The sequence below is a fragment of the Shimia marina genome (assembly GCF_001458175.1).
Taxonomy (GTDB): Bacteria; Pseudomonadota; Alphaproteobacteria; order Rhodobacterales; family Rhodobacteraceae; genus Shimia; species Shimia marina.
The window spans coordinates 1-15,300 of sequence record NZ_CYPW01000027.1 but is presented as its reverse complement, the minus strand read 5'-3'; the positions used below and the strand labels follow the sequence as shown (position 1 = coordinate 15,300).

Genomic DNA, 15,300 nt, shown 5'->3' with positions numbered 1-15,300 from the left:
TAGTGACACAGCCCCCAGCCTGCGCCAAGACCCTTTTCATTTCATGACAATAGCGCCGGGCTGTCCCCAAGGGACATCCCCGGAAACACCGCCGTTTCCAAAGCCTGTCGGCTCAGACCAAAACTCTCCCGGATCGCCCAGCCTGCATAGCGGCGCACATCATCCGTGGGCATCAGATCGCGACGCTCAAACAGATCTTCCTCTGCCAAGCCCGGCCATTGCCCAAGCAACCGCCCACCCCGCAACGCGCCCCCGGCCAGAATCATACTGCCACCGGTGCCGTGATCCGTGCCCTTGGAGCCATTCTCCGCCACCGTGCGCCCGAATTCCGTCATCGCCAGAACCGTGGTCTTGCCCCAGACCTCCGCACCCAGTTCGCTTTTCAACGTCAAAAGACTATCACTCAGCCGCTCCAGAGGCCGTTGCAGCGTCTTGGCCTGCCGCGCATGGGTGTCAAACCCGCCAAGTGAAAAACAGGCCACCCGCGCCTCTTCTCGCAACTGCGCCGCCGCAAAGGAGGCCACCCGTTGATGTGCACTCCCTGCACTCTTTCCCTTGGCTGTCATCTGAGCGGCCATCATCTCGTCGAAATCGCCCATCACCTCTGAATCATCAACCTCAATGACGCCACCGCCAGGTGCATCAGAGGCCAGCGCAAAGGCCTGCGCCAGACTACGTGCCATTTCCGGATCACGCTCCATGGTCAACTGCATCAGCCGCGCGCCCTGACTGGACAGAACAAAATTCACATCCGGTGACCAGCTTTCCACCTCCGCTGCCCCGCGGCTCAACAACATAGGATCTGCCCCGATCGCATAGGCGGTGACCATTTCACCACCGGGCATATGCTGCAACATGCGATTGAGCCAGCCATCGCTCTCCCCCGCGCCGCCCAAAGTCGCCGTTCCCGCTTCCAGAAGGTCCTGACCGTCAAAATGGCTGCGCTTATGCCGATAGGGTGTTGAAACCGCCTGCACAATGTCCAGCTCCCCTGCCTGCCACAGCTCATAGAGCGGCGCACAGCCGGGATGTAGCGTAAACCCTTCCGCCAGCATCATCTCTGACGGCGCAGCCTGCGACAAGGTTGGGCGCAGCCGCGTCATCATCTCCGAATTCGGAGGCCGCAAGAAATCCAACCCGTCCATCCCCCCGCGCAGAATGATCACCACCAGCCGGTTCTCTCCCCGCGTGGCGGCAAAACTCACCGGCGTCACCAAAGGGCTTGCGGCGATCGAGCATCCCGCCAGAAGACCGGAGGAGAGGAAACTGCGCCGATTAAACACCGTATCATTCATGTTTCACTCTCCCCTCAAATCCGCTGAAACGCTGGCGACATCAAAACGAGCGCCACGCCTTCCTGCCGGTTTTCTGCCGCCTTGGCCGCGAAACGCACCGCAGCTGGAGCCTCTGGCCCGAGCGCTGTTTGCACAAAGTCGCGCGGATCAGGCAACCGCGTCATCACCGCCGCAGGCGCTGCCAGCGCCCATTGCAGCCGCGCGCCAAGTCCCTGTGCCGAAAGCCAATAGGCATCTGCCTCCTCAAAGCCGTCCGGCCCCAAAGGCGTGCGCCACGGCTGCCCCATAAATCTCAGCGGATGCATGACCAGCCGCATAATCTCTGCCGGCTTGGCCGCCTTCATCCGCGCCTCAGGCACCGCCAAAGCCCGCAAGGCCGAAGACACAAACAGCTCAGGCCGCTTAAAATTCCCCTGCCCGTCTTTCAGCGGAGCCCAGGCTGCGGGATGTTCCAGCAAAGCCTGCGTCACCTCGGCAAGATCCCCATCCGTCTCCAGATAGCGTCGCTGCAGACTGGCGATCAGCTCCGCATCTGGCACGTCACTGACAAAATGACGGGCAAGTTTCCAAGCAATATACCCAGCCGTGTCGGGATGGCGCGCCAAATCGCGCAGCACCGCATGAATGTCATCTAACCCCGCACGTCTCCCGCCATATGTCTTGCCCAGCACCTCTTCCGCGCCCGGCTCTGCACGCTTGTCCAAGAAACGTGCAGGCTTGCCCACGCCCGTTGTGAGTCCGGTCAGCAATTCGGCCAGTTGCCGTACATCCGCCTGCGTGTAATCCCCTGTGACGCCCAGACTGTGCAACTCAAGAATTTCACGCGCCAGATTTTCATTCAGACCTGCAGGGCGTTTGCCTTTCCGGTATCGCGCCGTACGGCTGTTGGGCCCAATAGACACGTCCTGATTCAGGTACACCAACATCTGCGGATGGGTAACAGCCGCAATCAACAGATCCTCAAATCGGCCTGTCACATGTGGGCGAATGGCATGTTCCACATGCGACACTGCGAGATAGCGGTAATAAATATTCTTGCCCGGCGCAGAAAAATGATCTGCCCAAAACGCCACCAACCGCTCCCGCAACGCATCCTGTGTCCAGACGCGACGCTGCAGCTCTGTCATCATGAAACCCAGAATTTGGCCATGCGCCCGCTTGCGATTTTTCTGAAACAACACATCGCGCTTTTCCCGATCGTCACTGCCTTTTTGCGCCTGCCGCACGGCCTGCCGATGCGCAAACAGTTCTGAAATCCGCTCGTAAAACACGTCATCTTTCGGGATTGCAAACTGCTCCGCCGCCACATCCGGCCCACGCAGCTGAGCCATCATCTGCGCGACAGTCTCAGGCCCCGCCACCTCAGGCGACCGGCCATAGCCAAACCGTGTTTGTGCCAACCCGCGATCAAAGCTCATGGTTCAAACCTTCACAAAAAACAGACGGCAGCCGACGGACGCGCCGCTGAAATGAGACGCCTGCTTCAGCATATAATGCGCATTGTAACCTGTGCGCTCACACAGGCCCAAATACTTTCGGACAGGCAACAACCTGCCAGCCTTCGGCGAAAATTGCACAGAAAAAGGGCCACTTTCTCGCGAAAGCGGCCCTTAAATTCACGCGGCGCTGCCAGTTACTCCTGCGGGATCACCCGCAGCCCCAGCTCCATCAGCTGATCGCTGGAAGGATCATTAGGTGCGTTCATCATCAGGTCTTCAGCGCGCTGGTTCATCGGGAACATCATCACTTCGCGGATGTTCTGCTGATCGGCCAGCAGCATCACGATGCGGTCCACACCAGCCGCACAGCCACCGTGGGGCGGTGCACCATAGGAGAAGGCTTTGTAAAGCGCGCCAAAGCGCTCTTTCACTTCCTCTTCGCCATAACCAGCAATCTCAAATGCTTTCAGCATGATCTCAGGCTGGTGGTTCCGGATCGCACCAGAAACCAGTTCATAGCCGTTACACGCCAGATCGTACTGATAGCCTTTCACAGCCAGCGGATCGCCGTTCAATGCCTCAAGACCGCCCTGCGGCATGGAGAAGGGATTGTGTTCAAAGTCGATCTTGCCGCTTTCTTCATCTGCTTCATAGATCGGGAAGTCCACGATCCAAGCAAAAGCAAAGCGGTTCTCGTCGATCAGACCCAGCTCTTTGCCAATCACATCACGCGCACGCCCTGCGATCTTTTCAAAGGCTTTGGGTTTACCGCCAAGGAAGAAGGCCGCATCACCCACGCCCAGACCCAGCTGCTGGCGGATCGCCTCAGTGCGCTCAGGGCCGATGTTCTTGGCCAGCGGGCCAGCGGCTTCCATGCCACCTTCCACTTCGCCGGACTTCAGCTTGGCCTGTGCCTCTTTCACCGAAATACCCAGTTCCTGCGCCACGCTGTCTGCGGTTTTGTCGCGCCAGAAGATGTAGCCCATGCCCGGCAGGCCTTCGCCTTGGGCAAATTTATTCATGCGGTCACAGAACTTGCGGCCACCCCCAGTTGGTGCCGGAATGGCGCGCACTTCGGTGCCTTCCTGCTCCAGCAGTTTGGCAAAGATCGCAAAGCCGGAGCCTGCGAAGTGCTCGCTCACAACCTGCATCTCAATCGGGTTGCGCAGGTCAGGCTTGTCAGAACCATATTTCAGCGCCGCTTCCGCATAAGGGATCTGCGGCCAGCTCTCTGGTGCGTCTACCTTGCGGCCACCGCCGAACTCTTCAAACACACCCGCCAACACAGGCGCGATGGTGTCAAAGACGTCCTGCTGCTCTACAAAAGACATCTCCATGTCGAGCTGGTAGAAATCGGTCGGGGAACGGTCAGCGCGCGGATCTTCGTCACGGAAGCACGGCGCGATCTGGAAGTATTTGTCAAAGCCCGCAACCATCATCAGCTGTTTGAACTGCTGAGGGGCCTGTGGCAGCGCATAGAATTTGCCGGGGTGAATGCGCGACGGCACGAGGAAGTCGCGCGCACCTTCTGGGCTCGATGCCGTGATGATCGGCGTCTGATACTCGCGGAAGCCCTTGTCCCACATGCGCTTGCGCATGGAGGACACAACATCAGAGCGCAGCACCATATTCTCCTGCATCTGCTGACGACGCAGATCAAGGAAACGGTACTTCAGACGGGTTTCTTCGGGGTATTCCTGATCGCCAAACACCATCAGCGGCAGCTCATCTGCTGCGCCGAGGATTTCCAGATCCCGCACGAACACTTCAATTTCGCCGGTCGGGATCTTGTCGTTGATCAGATCCGCGTCACGCGCTTTGACGTTGCCATCAATGCGGATACACCACTCGCTGCGCACCTTCTCCATTTCGGAGAAAACCGGGCTGTCCGGATCACACAGCACCTGCGTGATGCCAAAATGGTCGCGCAGGTCGACAAACAGAATGCCGCCGTGATCGCGGATGCGGTGCACCCAGCCAGACAGGCGGACGGTGTCGCCCACGTTGGATTTGTTCAGGTCGGCGCAGGTATGGCTGCGATAGGCGTGCATGTGCGGCCCCTCTTTCAGGGTGAAAAACATTGGTCGCGCCGATACACCTTTTTGGGCGGCCAAAGTCAAGAGAACTGCGCACGCCTGACCGCAAAAAGCGCCACGTCAGCGCAAGGGCGCTTCCTCAAGCACAGCCAAAATCTCTCCGCGCAGCGCGTTTGTCAGATGCACACGCTCCGCCGCCACCAAATCCGCCACCGTCAGCACAGCCTCGCGCACCACCCCCGCATTGAGCAGGCTTTGACGATAGACCCCCGGCAAACAGCCAGACGCCACCGCTGGCGTGAGCCGCCGCCCATCCGGCATGGTCAAAACCACATTGGTGATCGTGCCCTCACACAATTCGCCGTGCTCATTCAGAAACAGCCACTCCTGAACACCCTCTGGCAAATCGGCACGCGCTTCATCATAGATCGCACGCCGCGTGGTCTTATGCTGCAAAAACATATCATGCGACGACAGCCGCACATCCGAGATCCGGCACACCCAGGGCTTTGGGGCTGCGACAGGCATTTCCGCAGTGGTGATTTCCACGTCCCCCGCCGCTTCAAGCGTCAAACGACAGCGCAACGGGGTCTCGCTCCGCAATGCAGCCACAGCGCGCATCACAGCGGCTTCTGAAAACACAAAACCCAGCGCTTTGGCTGATTTTTCAAGCCGCGCCAGATGCAGCGTCAGACGTGCCACCGCCTCCCCCGGCTCATAGCGAAAGGTCTCAATCAGACGGGTTCCGGCTGGAACGCTCTGGCAAAGCGGGCTTTCCATAGGGCTTCCTCATATTCACTTGGTGCCGTGCTGTCCCAGACAACACCGCCGCCCACATTCAACACAGCCCGCCCGGCCTCCACCATCAGGGTGCGGATCGCCACATTGAAATCGCTGCGCCCATCCGGTGCGGCCCAGCCAATGGTGCCACAGTAGATGTCACGCGGCCAGGGCTCCAGATCGCGCAGGATCTGCATCGCGCGCAGCTTGGGCGCCCCGGTGATGGACCCACAGGGAAACAGCGCCTGCAAGATATCGCTCAGCGTGACGCCATCCTTGAGCTGCGCCGCCACCGTGGAGGTCATCTGATGCACGGTCGCATAGCTTTCGATCTCAAACAGCTTGGGCACATGCACAGAGCCCGGCTGCGCAACGCGACTGATATCATTGCGCAAAAGATCCACAATCATCAGGTTTTCGGCCCGGTTCTTCTCATCGTTGACCAGCCAATCCCGCCGCCGCGCATCTTCCACCGCATCCTCGCTGCGCGGCTGCGTGCCCTTCATCGGGCGCGTTTCAATGCGCCCCTGCGCATCCGTGCGGAAAAACAGCTCAGGCGACCGCGACAGCAGCGTCGGCAACCCCTCTTGCTGCACCAGCGCCCCATGCCCCACCGGCTGGCGCGCCACCAGCGCCGCATAGAGCGCTTCCGGATCGCCTTCGATCTGCGCATCCATCGGAAAGGTCAGGTTGGCCTGATAGATATCCCCTGCGCCGATATAGTCATGCACACGGTCAAAAGCGCTCCGATAGGTGGCGCCGCTCCAGCGCGGCTCAAACGCTTCAAGTTCAAATCCCTCCGGCGCAGGCAGTGCAGCTGCGGCTTGCGGTGCCTTGAAAACCCCAAACTGCATCAGCGGCAATCGCCGGGATTTGGGCAACATCCGCCGCAGACGCGGCTCCAGCACATAGCCCAGCTCATAACTGGCATAGCCCGCAAGCCAAAAGCCCGCCTCCTGCGCCTGTGACAGCACATCAAAGGCCAGCGGCACCTCTTTTGGGTCCGTCACCGAAATCACATGCTCTGGCGCTGAAAACAGCGCCGCATCCCCATTCGGTCCCCTATCAAAGCGAATCTGCACCCGGCTCTCCTGATCGGCGTTTCGTTCTCCCGCCCATATACGTCGCATCTTAGCAGATAACAGGGGTCAAAACCGACAGATCAATACATTTTCCCGATCCCCCTTGCGCCTTGTTCCCCGATGCGTATAACCCACGACAATTTGCGCATTCGGCGACTGCTGCCCGTCGCCATTCAAGCCCGAGGTCCACCATGCCCAAAAGAACCGACATCTCCTCGATCATGATCATCGGGGCTGGCCCCATTGTGATCGGCCAAGCCTGTGAATTTGACTATTCCGGTGCACAGGCCTGTAAAGCCCTGCGCGAGGAAGGCTACCGCGTCATCCTGGTGAACTCCAACCCGGCGACCATCATGACCGACCCGGGCCTCGCCGACGCGACCTACATCGAGCCAATCACGCCAGAAACCGTCGCCAAGATCATCGAAAAAGAACGCCCCGATGCGCTGCTGCCCACCATGGGTGGTCAGACCGGTCTGAACACCTCGCTGGCGCTGGAAGAGATGGGCGTTCTGGATAAATTCGGCGTGGAAATGATCGGCGCCAAACGTGACGCAATCGAAATGGCCGAAGACCGCAAACTCTTCCGCGAAGCCATGGACCGTCTTGACATCGAAAACCCACGCGCCACCATCGTGACCGCGCCCAAGAAAGAAGACGGCTCTGCTGATCTGGACGCAGGCATCGCGCAGGCGCTAGAGGCCCTGGATGACATCGGCCTGCCTGCCATCATCCGCCCCGCCTTCACATTGGGCGGCACAGGCGGCGGTGTGGCGTACAACAAAGAAGACTACATCCATTTCTGCCGCACCGGCATGGATGCCTCCCCGGTGAACCAGATCCTCGTGGACGAAAGCCTGCTGGGCTGGAAAGAATACGAGATGGAAGTGGTGCGCGACAAAGCGGACAACGCCATCATCGTCTGCGCCATCGAAAACGTCGATCCAATGGGCGTGCATACCGGCGACTCCATCACCGTGGCCCCTGCGCTCACCCTGACGGACAAAGAATATCAGATCATGCGCAACCACTCGATCAACGTTCTGCGTGAGATCGGTGTGGAAACCGGCGGCTCCAACGTGCAATGGGCCGTAAACCCCGCCGATGGCCGTATGGTTGTGATCGAAATGAACCCACGCGTGTCACGCTCCTCTGCGCTGGCGTCCAAAGCCACCGGTTTCCCGATTGCAAAAATCGCGGCCAAACTGGCTATCGGCTACACGCTCGATGAGCTGGACAACGACATCACCAAAGTGACGCCTGCGTCCTTTGAGCCAACCATCGACTATGTTGTCACCAAGATCCCGAAATTCGCCTTTGAGAAATTCCCGGGCTCTGAGCCTTACCTGACCACGGCGATGAAATCCGTGGGCGAAGCCATGTCCATTGGCCGCACCATTCACGAATCCATGCAAAAGGCGCTGGCCTCCATGGAAAGTGGCCTGACCGGCTTTGACGAGGTCACCATTCCCGGCCTCAATGTTGGCCCATGGGAAGAAGCGGACGACAAAGCCGCCGTGATCAAAGCGATCAGCCTGCAAACCCCTGACCGCCTGCGCACCATTGCACAGGCGATGCGCCACGGCCTCACCAATGAGGAAATCCACGGCGTCACCATGTTTGACCCTTGGTTCCTTGACCGCATCCGCGAGATCGTCGAAGCCGAAGCAGATGTGCGCAAAAATGGCCTGCCGGTTACCGAAAAAGAGCTGCGCGCGCTCAAAATGCTGGGCTTCACCGATGCCCGCCTTGCCGCACTGTCCGGTCGCGACGAAGACAACGTGCGCCGCGCCCGTCAGAACCTCGGCGTGACCGCCGTGTTCAAACGCATCGACACCTGCGCCGCCGAGTTTGAGGCGCAAACCCCTTACATGTACTCCACCTACGAAACCCCAATGATGGGCGAAGTGGAATGCGAGGCGCGCCCGTCTGAGCGTAAGAAGGTTGTGATCCTTGGCGGTGGTCCAAACCGCATCGGTCAGGGCATCGAGTTTGACTACTGCTGCTGTCATGCGTGCTACGCGCTGACCGAGCAGGGCTATGAAACCATCATGATCAACTGCAACCCGGAGACCGTGTCCACCGACTATGACACCTCTGACCGTCTGTATTTTGAGCCGCTCACCTTTGAGCACGTGATGGAAATCCTGCGTGTGGAGCAGGAAAACGGCACGCTGCATGGTGTGATCGTTCAGTTTGGCGGCCAAACTCCGCTGAAACTGGCCAATGCGCTTGAGGAAGAAGGCATCCCGATCCTCGGCACCACGCCAGACGCCATCGACCTTGCCGAAGACCGCGAGCGGTTCCAGGCGCTGGTCAACAAGCTGGAGCTGAAACAGCCAAATAACGGCATCGCCTCCACCGATGCAGAAGCGCTGAAAATCGCAGAAACCATCGGCTTCCCGCTGGTGATCCGCCCCTCCTACGTGCTGGGTGGCCGTGCGATGGAAATCGTGCGCGACATGGGCCAGTTGGAGCGCTACATCGCTGAAGCCGTTGTGGTCTCTGGCGACAGCCCGGTGCTGCTGGACAGCTACCTGTCTGGTGCCACCGAACTCGATGTGGATGCGCTTTGTGACGGCACCGACGTACACATCTCTGGCATCATGCAGCACATCGAAGAAGCCGGCGTGCACTCTGGCGACTCCGCCTGCTCTCTGCCGCCCTACTCGCTGGACAAAGAGACCATCGCGGAAATCGAGCGTCAGACCCGCGCCCTTGCGCTGGCCCTAAACGTCGTTGGCCTGATGAATGTGCAGTTCGCCGTGAAAGACGGGGACATCTACCTCATCGAGGTAAACCCACGCGCCTCCCGCACCGTGCCGTTTGTGGCCAAATCCACCGACAGCGCGATTGCCTCCATCGCCGCACGTGTCATGGCCGGTGAGAAACTGGCAGACTTCCCCAAACGCGCGCCCTACGTGGAACTGGACGCCACCAAAGATCAACCGATTGCCGATCAGATGACACTGGCAGACCCCAACATGCCATGGTTCTCCGTGAAAGAGGCCGTTCTGCCTTTCGCCCGCTTCCCGGGTGTGGACACCATCCTGGGGCCAGAAATGCGCTCCACCGGTGAAGTCATGGGCTGGGATCGCAGCTTTGCCCGCGCCTTCCTCAAGGCACAGATGGGCGCAGGCATGGAGCTGCCAACCTCCGGCAAGGCCTTCATCTCCGTCAAAGACGAAGACAAGACAGACATGATGGTGGATGCCGCCAACATCCTGATCGGCATGGGCTTCACCGTGGTCGCAACCTCCGGCACAGCATCTTGGCTGACCGAAAAAGGCGTGGACTGCACCAAGGTCAACAAAGTCTATGAGGGCCGTCCAAACATCGTGGATCACCTCAAAGATGGCGACATCTCTCTGGTGATGAACACCACCGAGGGCGCACAGGCGGTCAACGACAGCCGCGAAATCCGCTCCGTCGCGCTGTTTGACAAGATCCCCTACTACACCACTGCGGCCGCCTCCCACGCCGCAGCCCGCGCCATGAAAGCGCGTGAAGAAGGCGATCTGGAAGTGCGCAGCCTGCAAGGGTGAGCCGCGTCTCACGAACGGGCGTAGCGCCGAACATAAACAGTCTCCCAAAGGGCAGCCCACCGGCTGCCCTTTTTCTGTGCCTTGACAGGCCCCAGCCCCCTCCCTAAAACCCGCGCTTTTCCTTAAGGCGCGGAGAGCAGACCATGAGCACCAAATCCCACACTTTGGGCATCGACTTTGGCACCTCCAACTCCGCCGCCGGCGTTGCGGTGGATGGCAAACCTCACCTCATCCGCTTTGCGTCCGGCGAAACCACCCTGCCCACCACCTTCTTCTTTGATTTTGACACCCGCGCCACCCTACTGGGCACCCCAGCCAATCAGGCGCTTCTGGATGGGGCCGAGGGCCGCTTCATGCGCGCACTCAAACGCGTCTTGGGCACCACGCTCATGCATGAAAAGCGCCAGATCCTGAACACCCGTGTCACCTTTGTCGACATCATCGCCCGCTTCCTGCGCCACATCAAACAACAGGCCGAAGCTCAGACCGGCCAGACCTTCAGCCGCGCCCTCTCCGGCCGCCCGGTGGTGTTTCACGGTGCCAATGATCCGCGTGAACAACAGGCCGAAGAGGATCTGCGCGCCTGCTATCTGGCCGCAGGGTTTTCCGAGGTTGCCTTCATGGCCGAACCCGAAGCCGCCGCCATCGCCAATGGTGCGCTCAATCAGCCCGGCGCACTGGGCCTGATTGTGGATATCGGCGGCGGCACCTCCGACTTCACCCTGTTTCGCAGCCACGACAGCGGCATCACCACGCTGGCAAACCACGGCGTGCGCATCGGCGGCACCGACTTTGACCGCGCCATCAGCATTGACCGCGTCATGCCGCTCTTTGGGCGCGGCACAGAGCTGCGCAACCAATTGGGCAAAGGCACGCACACCGCGCCCAATGCCATCTTCAATGATCTGGCCACTTGGGAGAAAATCCCCTTCCTCTACACCGCGCAAACCCGGCGCGCCGTCGAAGACATGCACCGTCAGGCCGAAGCGCCGGATCTGATCGCACGTCTGGTCACCACTCTGCGCGATGAGCTGGGCCATGACATCGCCTTTGCCGTTGAGGCAGGCAAAGTCGCCGCCAGTCTACAAAAAACCGATCCCCAAATCGGCCTCACCCTCATTGAGCCGGGCCTACAGGCCCCCCTGCCCCCCGAGGCCCTGCCCCTGATCCTTGCGGATCACGCGCAGAAGCTGCACAGCGCGATGCAAGGCATCCTCACCGAAACCCAAACCGCGCCCGAAGACATCACACAGGTGATCTATGTCGGGGGCTCAAGCCTCCTGTCGGTGGTGCAAGACACCGCCAAAGCCCTCTTTCCGAGCGCAGATCACAAAGTGGCCGAGGTCTTTACAGCCGTGGCCGATGGTCTCGCGATTGCTGCGGAATCACACATTTAGCCCCTTTTCTCAGCCCGCTTTTTAGGCCTCTCTGCCAATGCCAAAGCAAAGCTTTGGCAGCGAAGCGCCTGTCTCTCTGTTCCTGCGTGTGGCATTTCTCATCAAACGCTCAACTAAAAGGTCAATTGCGAGCACTATAAGAGCACGAAGGCTCTCATAAACCATCTACGATTGCATCACCGCATGCATGCATGCTTCTATGTGACAATGGAAAACATACAGATTTTTATGCCCATTGCATTTGCCATATTGATTTTGACGCTAGCGCTACTCTCCTCGCTCTTCTATTTTCGATTACGCCGCGCCAAGCAGAAAAAACGAGAGATAACCCACAAAGCAGAGCAAGATATTGCCAAAATAAAAGAAGACTTAGAGACACGATTAGCCGAAGTACAGGCTGAGGCAGAACGAAAAGCTCATGCGGTTCAAACCGAGCACAGCAGAGCTTTGGAGCGATACGCTTCCATAATTGACCTAGAGGCTGAAGTAGAAAGGCTCAACGCTCTTGGCCAAAGCCAAGTTGATGAAGCCAAGTCTAGGGTATTAACACTCAATGGCGAAGCTCTTGCAGAACAAGAAAATATTCGGAAGCTGCGTGAAGATTATAAACAAAAACGATCCACATACGATCGCTTGAAAAGCGAACTCGCCATATTCGATGAAAGGTTGGCATTGGCTGAATTGGGTGTCTACGAACCTCATTTTGACTTTGGGGATAGCGAGGCATTCAAGAACGCGATTAAAGGGGTCCGCGATAGCCAAAAAGACATGGTTAAGAGAAAAACGGCGGTTTTTGGTACCAAAGTGTGGACCGTGGATGGCAGTGTGAAGAAAGGCGAGACAATGATAAATCGCGCTGTTCGCATTACCTTGCGGGCTTTTAACAATGAATGCGAGGCCGCCATTGCAAATACACGCTGGAACAACGTGCAAGCAATGGAGAAGCGGATAATTCGCGCACGTGATGCAATAGACAAACTAAATGCATCTAACAACGTCATTATTTCGAATAACTACTTACAAGCCAAATTAAGGGAACTTCGTCTTACTCACGAATACAGAGAGCAATTGAAAATTGAACGCGATGAACGCGCAGAGGTCTCCCGACTACAGAGAGAAGAAAAACGCCTACTTCAAGAAACTAAGGCAGCACAGAAAGAAGAAGAGCGTTACCAACAACTCTTAGAAAAAGCGCGGGCTGAACTAGGCGTTGTCACATCAGCAGCCCATCAAGCTAAAGTCGAAGAGTTGGAACAACTTTTGATCGAAGCACATGCAAAAACTGAACGGGCACAAGCCATGGCGGAAAAGACCAAGAGCGGGTTCGTCTATGTTATTTCGAATATCGGCTCATTTGGGGAAAATGTTATAAAGATTGGTCTTACAAGACGGTTAGACCCGTCGGACCGAGTGCGCGAGCTGGGCGATGCATCCGTGCCGTTTTTGTTTGACACTCATGCCATGATTTATTCCGAAGAAGCCCCTGCGCTTGAGGCTGCGTTGCACAGTGAGTTTGCCGAACAAAGGATTAATGCTGCGAATATGCGCAAAGAGTTCTTTCGAGTAACGCTATCGGAGGTCAAAGAAGCTGTTCAGCGTTTGGCCCCTAATGCTGAGTTTCACACTAATATTGAAGCTCAAGAGTTTTATGAAACTTTGGCAAAGCGAAAGGAACTTGCCAAACAGCTCGCAGAAAATGACGCAAGAGAACTACCTACCGAAATTTAACCTCATAACCTGTCCGAACCTTCGGTGCGGGCAGTGTCGGGAAGTCACAGCATCAATGTCTTGTGAGGCAGGAAGACACAATTACCAAATTTTTCTCCAGCTACAGCTCAGTCCATGATGCAGCTCAAACTTAACCAACCGCTCCGCCAGCGCACGCTGTTGCGCCCGTCCTCAATGCAACAGAAATGGGCCGCGACTCACCGAGTCGCGGCCCTGAAAATCGCACCGCCGCGTTACAGACGGAATACAGACGCGATACCGACGTGAATTTTCAGACCTTTTCCTGCGTATATTTCCGCAGCTCTGTGCGCGCCACCTGACGGCGATGCACCGCGTCAGGGCCATCTGCCAAACGCAACGTACGCATATGCGTCCATGCTGTTGCCAAGGGCGTGTCCTGCGACACACCGGTGCCGCCAAACATCTGCACCGCTTCATCAATCACTTTCAACGCCACATTCGGCGCCACCACTTTGATCTGACTGATCCATGGGGCGGCGGCGCGGGCATCGCCCTGATCCATCATCCATGCGGTCTTCAGACACAGCAGACGCGCCTGCTCAATCTCCATCCGGCACTGAGCAATGATATCATAGTTTGCCCCCAAATGCGCGAGTTTTTTGCCGAAGGCTTCGCGATCCAGCGCCCGCCTGCACATGTGCTCAAGCGCAATCTCCGCCTGACCAATCGCGCGCATGCAATGGTGAATGCGCCCCGGCCCAAGCCGCCCCTGTGCGATCTCAAAGCCCCGGCCCTCTCCCAGCAGGATATTCTCTGCAGGGACGCGCACATTGGTGAATTTGATGTGCATATGCCCATGGGGCGCATCATCCTGACCATAGACCATCATCGGGCGCAAAACCTCGATACCCTCGGTGCCCGCTGGCACCACGATCATGGATTGCCGCTTGTGCACCGGAAGCGAGTCATCCCCGGTTTTCACCATGACGATATAGACTTTGCAGCGCGGATCCCCCGCCCCAGAAGCCCAGTATTTTTCGCCATTTAGCACGTAGTCATCGCCATCCCGTACACAGGACATGGAGACATTGGTGGCGTCTGAGCTGGCCACATCCGGCTCGGTCATCAGATAGGCAGAGCGGATCTCACCCTTGAGCAAAGGCGCGAGCCACTGCGCCTTCATCACCTCTGTGCCGTAGCGCTCAAACACCTCCATATTGCCAGTGTCCGGCGCAGAACAGTTGAACACCTCCGCGCCCAGAGGGGTCTTGCCCATCTCTTCCGCAAAGAATGCATATTCCACCGTAGAGAGCCCGAAGCCTTTGTCAGAATCCGTCAGCCAGAAGTTCCACAAACCGCGATCTTTGGCCTCGGCTTTGAGCCCTTCCAGGATCTCTGCCTGCCGCTCTGTATAGGCCCAGCGATCCCCTTTGCCGATCTCCGCGTGATAGGCGTCTTCCAGAGGCATCACCTCTTCGCGGATCATCTCCTTGACTTGCGCCAAGAGCGCCTCATTTTCCGGCCGCATTCCCAGGAACATCGCTCTTCTCCTCTCAAAATCCTCGCCCCAACATGTCGTGTCCCCTCCACCATTGTCCACGATCTGACCCAGGAAATGACGCAGGGTCTTAAAAATCAGGGGTTCGCGAGACGTTAAAAAGCTCCGCAAAATTTTCTGCAATTTACTACAATTTTTTTCGCCCAAAAATGCATTTCAGGTCTTGCGCCTCCCGCCCCCTCTGAGTAAACACCGCCCCACAGTTGGGGTGTAGCCAAGTGGTAAGGCACCGGTTTTTGGTACCGCGCACCGTAGGTTCGAATCCTACCACCCCAGCCATCAATCCAGACATCAGTGTTTATTGGCCTCAGCGGCTTTGCTAGCGTCAAAAGTGCCCCTAAAAATGCCCCCGCTTTCGGCTCCGTCTGAGTATAGTCAGCAAGGACAGCGATAGGGATAAGTAATGATGGCGCAGGGAAGAGATGCGGAGAAGCCCGGAAGCTTCCCCACCTTGCATGATCATCCTCCCAAACCCAAAG

Annotated in this window: 9 protein-coding genes and 1 tRNA gene; 4 read left to right on the top strand and 6 right to left on the bottom strand. The window is 57.9% G+C overall.

Annotated elements, in window-relative coordinates:
* Positions 1-41 precede the first annotated feature (41 nt).
* From SHM7688_RS12720 to SHM7688_RS12700, 5 genes are all read right to left on the bottom strand, one after another.
* A complete protein-coding gene (locus SHM7688_RS12720) occupies positions 42-1,295 on the bottom strand; it encodes a DUF1501 domain-containing protein (RefSeq protein WP_058240329.1) in 1,254 nt (417 codons plus the stop codon).
* A 14-nt stretch (positions 1,296-1,309) separates the two neighbouring features.
* Positions 1,310-2,713 carry a DUF1800 domain-containing protein gene (locus tag SHM7688_RS12715; protein ID WP_058240328.1) on the bottom strand — a complete coding sequence of 468 codons (1,404 nt, stop codon included), beginning with the start codon at positions 2,711-2,713 and terminating at the stop codon, positions 1,310-1,312.
* Positions 2,714-2,928: 215 nt separating this feature from the next.
* Complete coding sequence (gene aspS / locus SHM7688_RS12710) at positions 2,929-4,785, bottom strand: aspartate--tRNA ligase (RefSeq protein ID WP_058240917.1); 1,857 nt, start codon at positions 4,783-4,785, stop codon at positions 2,929-2,931.
* Positions 4,786-4,890: 105 nt separating this feature from the next.
* Positions 4,891-5,550: an aminotransferase class IV family protein gene (locus tag SHM7688_RS12705; RefSeq protein ID WP_058240327.1), complete on the bottom strand. Its 660-nt coding sequence runs from the start codon at positions 5,548-5,550 to the stop codon at positions 4,891-4,893.
* A complete protein-coding gene (locus SHM7688_RS12700; protein ID WP_058240326.1) occupies positions 5,505-6,632 on the bottom strand; it encodes an aminodeoxychorismate synthase component I in 1,128 nt (375 codons plus the stop codon). The genes SHM7688_RS12705 and SHM7688_RS12700 overlap by 46 nt, the downstream gene beginning before the upstream one ends.
* Positions 6,633-6,823: 191 nt before the next feature.
* Between SHM7688_RS12700 and carB the strand changes: the two genes are divergently transcribed.
* The 3 genes from carB (at position 6,824) to SHM7688_RS12685 (ending at position 13,302) form a co-directional block, all read left to right on the top strand.
* Positions 6,824-10,177, top strand: a complete 3,354-nt coding sequence (gene carB, locus SHM7688_RS12695; RefSeq protein WP_058240325.1) for a carbamoyl-phosphate synthase large subunit — start codon at positions 6,824-6,826, stop codon at positions 10,175-10,177.
* Positions 10,178-10,320: 143 nt separating this feature from the next.
* On the top strand, positions 10,321-11,574 hold the full coding sequence (locus tag SHM7688_RS12690; protein WP_058240324.1) for an Hsp70 family protein: 1,254 nt from the start codon (positions 10,321-10,323) through the stop codon (positions 11,572-11,574).
* Positions 11,575-11,802: 228 nt separating this feature from the next.
* Entirely contained in the window at positions 11,803-13,302 is a 1,500-nt protein-coding gene (locus tag SHM7688_RS12685) for an SNIPE associated domain-containing protein (protein ID WP_058240323.1), read from the top strand.
* Positions 13,303-13,573: 271 nt separating this feature from the next.
* Here the strand turns inward: SHM7688_RS12685 and SHM7688_RS12680 are convergent, their stop codons facing one another.
* Entirely contained in the window at positions 13,574-14,803 is a 1,230-nt protein-coding gene (locus tag SHM7688_RS12680) for an acyl-CoA dehydrogenase family protein (RefSeq protein ID WP_058240322.1), read from the bottom strand.
* A gap of 222 nt (positions 14,804-15,025) precedes the next feature.
* On the opposite strand from SHM7688_RS12680, the gene SHM7688_RS12675 reads away from it, so the two are divergent.
* Positions 15,026-15,100 (top strand) — tRNA-Gln (locus SHM7688_RS12675).
* Positions 15,101-15,300: the final 200 nt, after the last annotated feature.

Coding starts and splice junctions, on each gene's coding strand:
- SHM7688_RS12720 (WP_058240329.1), bottom strand. CDS start 1,295: ATGAATGATACGGTGTTTAATCGGCGCAGTTTCCTCTCCTCCGGTCTT.
- SHM7688_RS12715 (WP_058240328.1), bottom strand. CDS start 2,713: ATGAGCTTTGATCGCGGGTTGGCACAAACACGGTTTGGCTATGGCCGG.
- aspS (WP_058240917.1), bottom strand. CDS start 4,785: ATGCACGCCTATCGCAGCCATACCTGCGCCGACCTGAACAAATCCAAC.
- SHM7688_RS12705 (WP_058240327.1), bottom strand. CDS start 5,550: ATGGAAAGCCCGCTTTGCCAGAGCGTTCCAGCCGGAACCCGTCTGATT.
- carB (WP_058240325.1), top strand. CDS start 6,824: ATGCCCAAAAGAACCGACATCTCCTCGATCATGATCATCGGGGCTGGC.
- SHM7688_RS12690 (WP_058240324.1), top strand. CDS start 10,321: ATGAGCACCAAATCCCACACTTTGGGCATCGACTTTGGCACCTCCAAC.
- SHM7688_RS12685 (WP_058240323.1), top strand. CDS start 11,803: ATGCCCATTGCATTTGCCATATTGATTTTGACGCTAGCGCTACTCTCC.
- SHM7688_RS12680 (WP_058240322.1), bottom strand. CDS start 14,803: ATGTTCCTGGGAATGCGGCCGGAAAATGAGGCGCTCTTGGCGCAAGTC.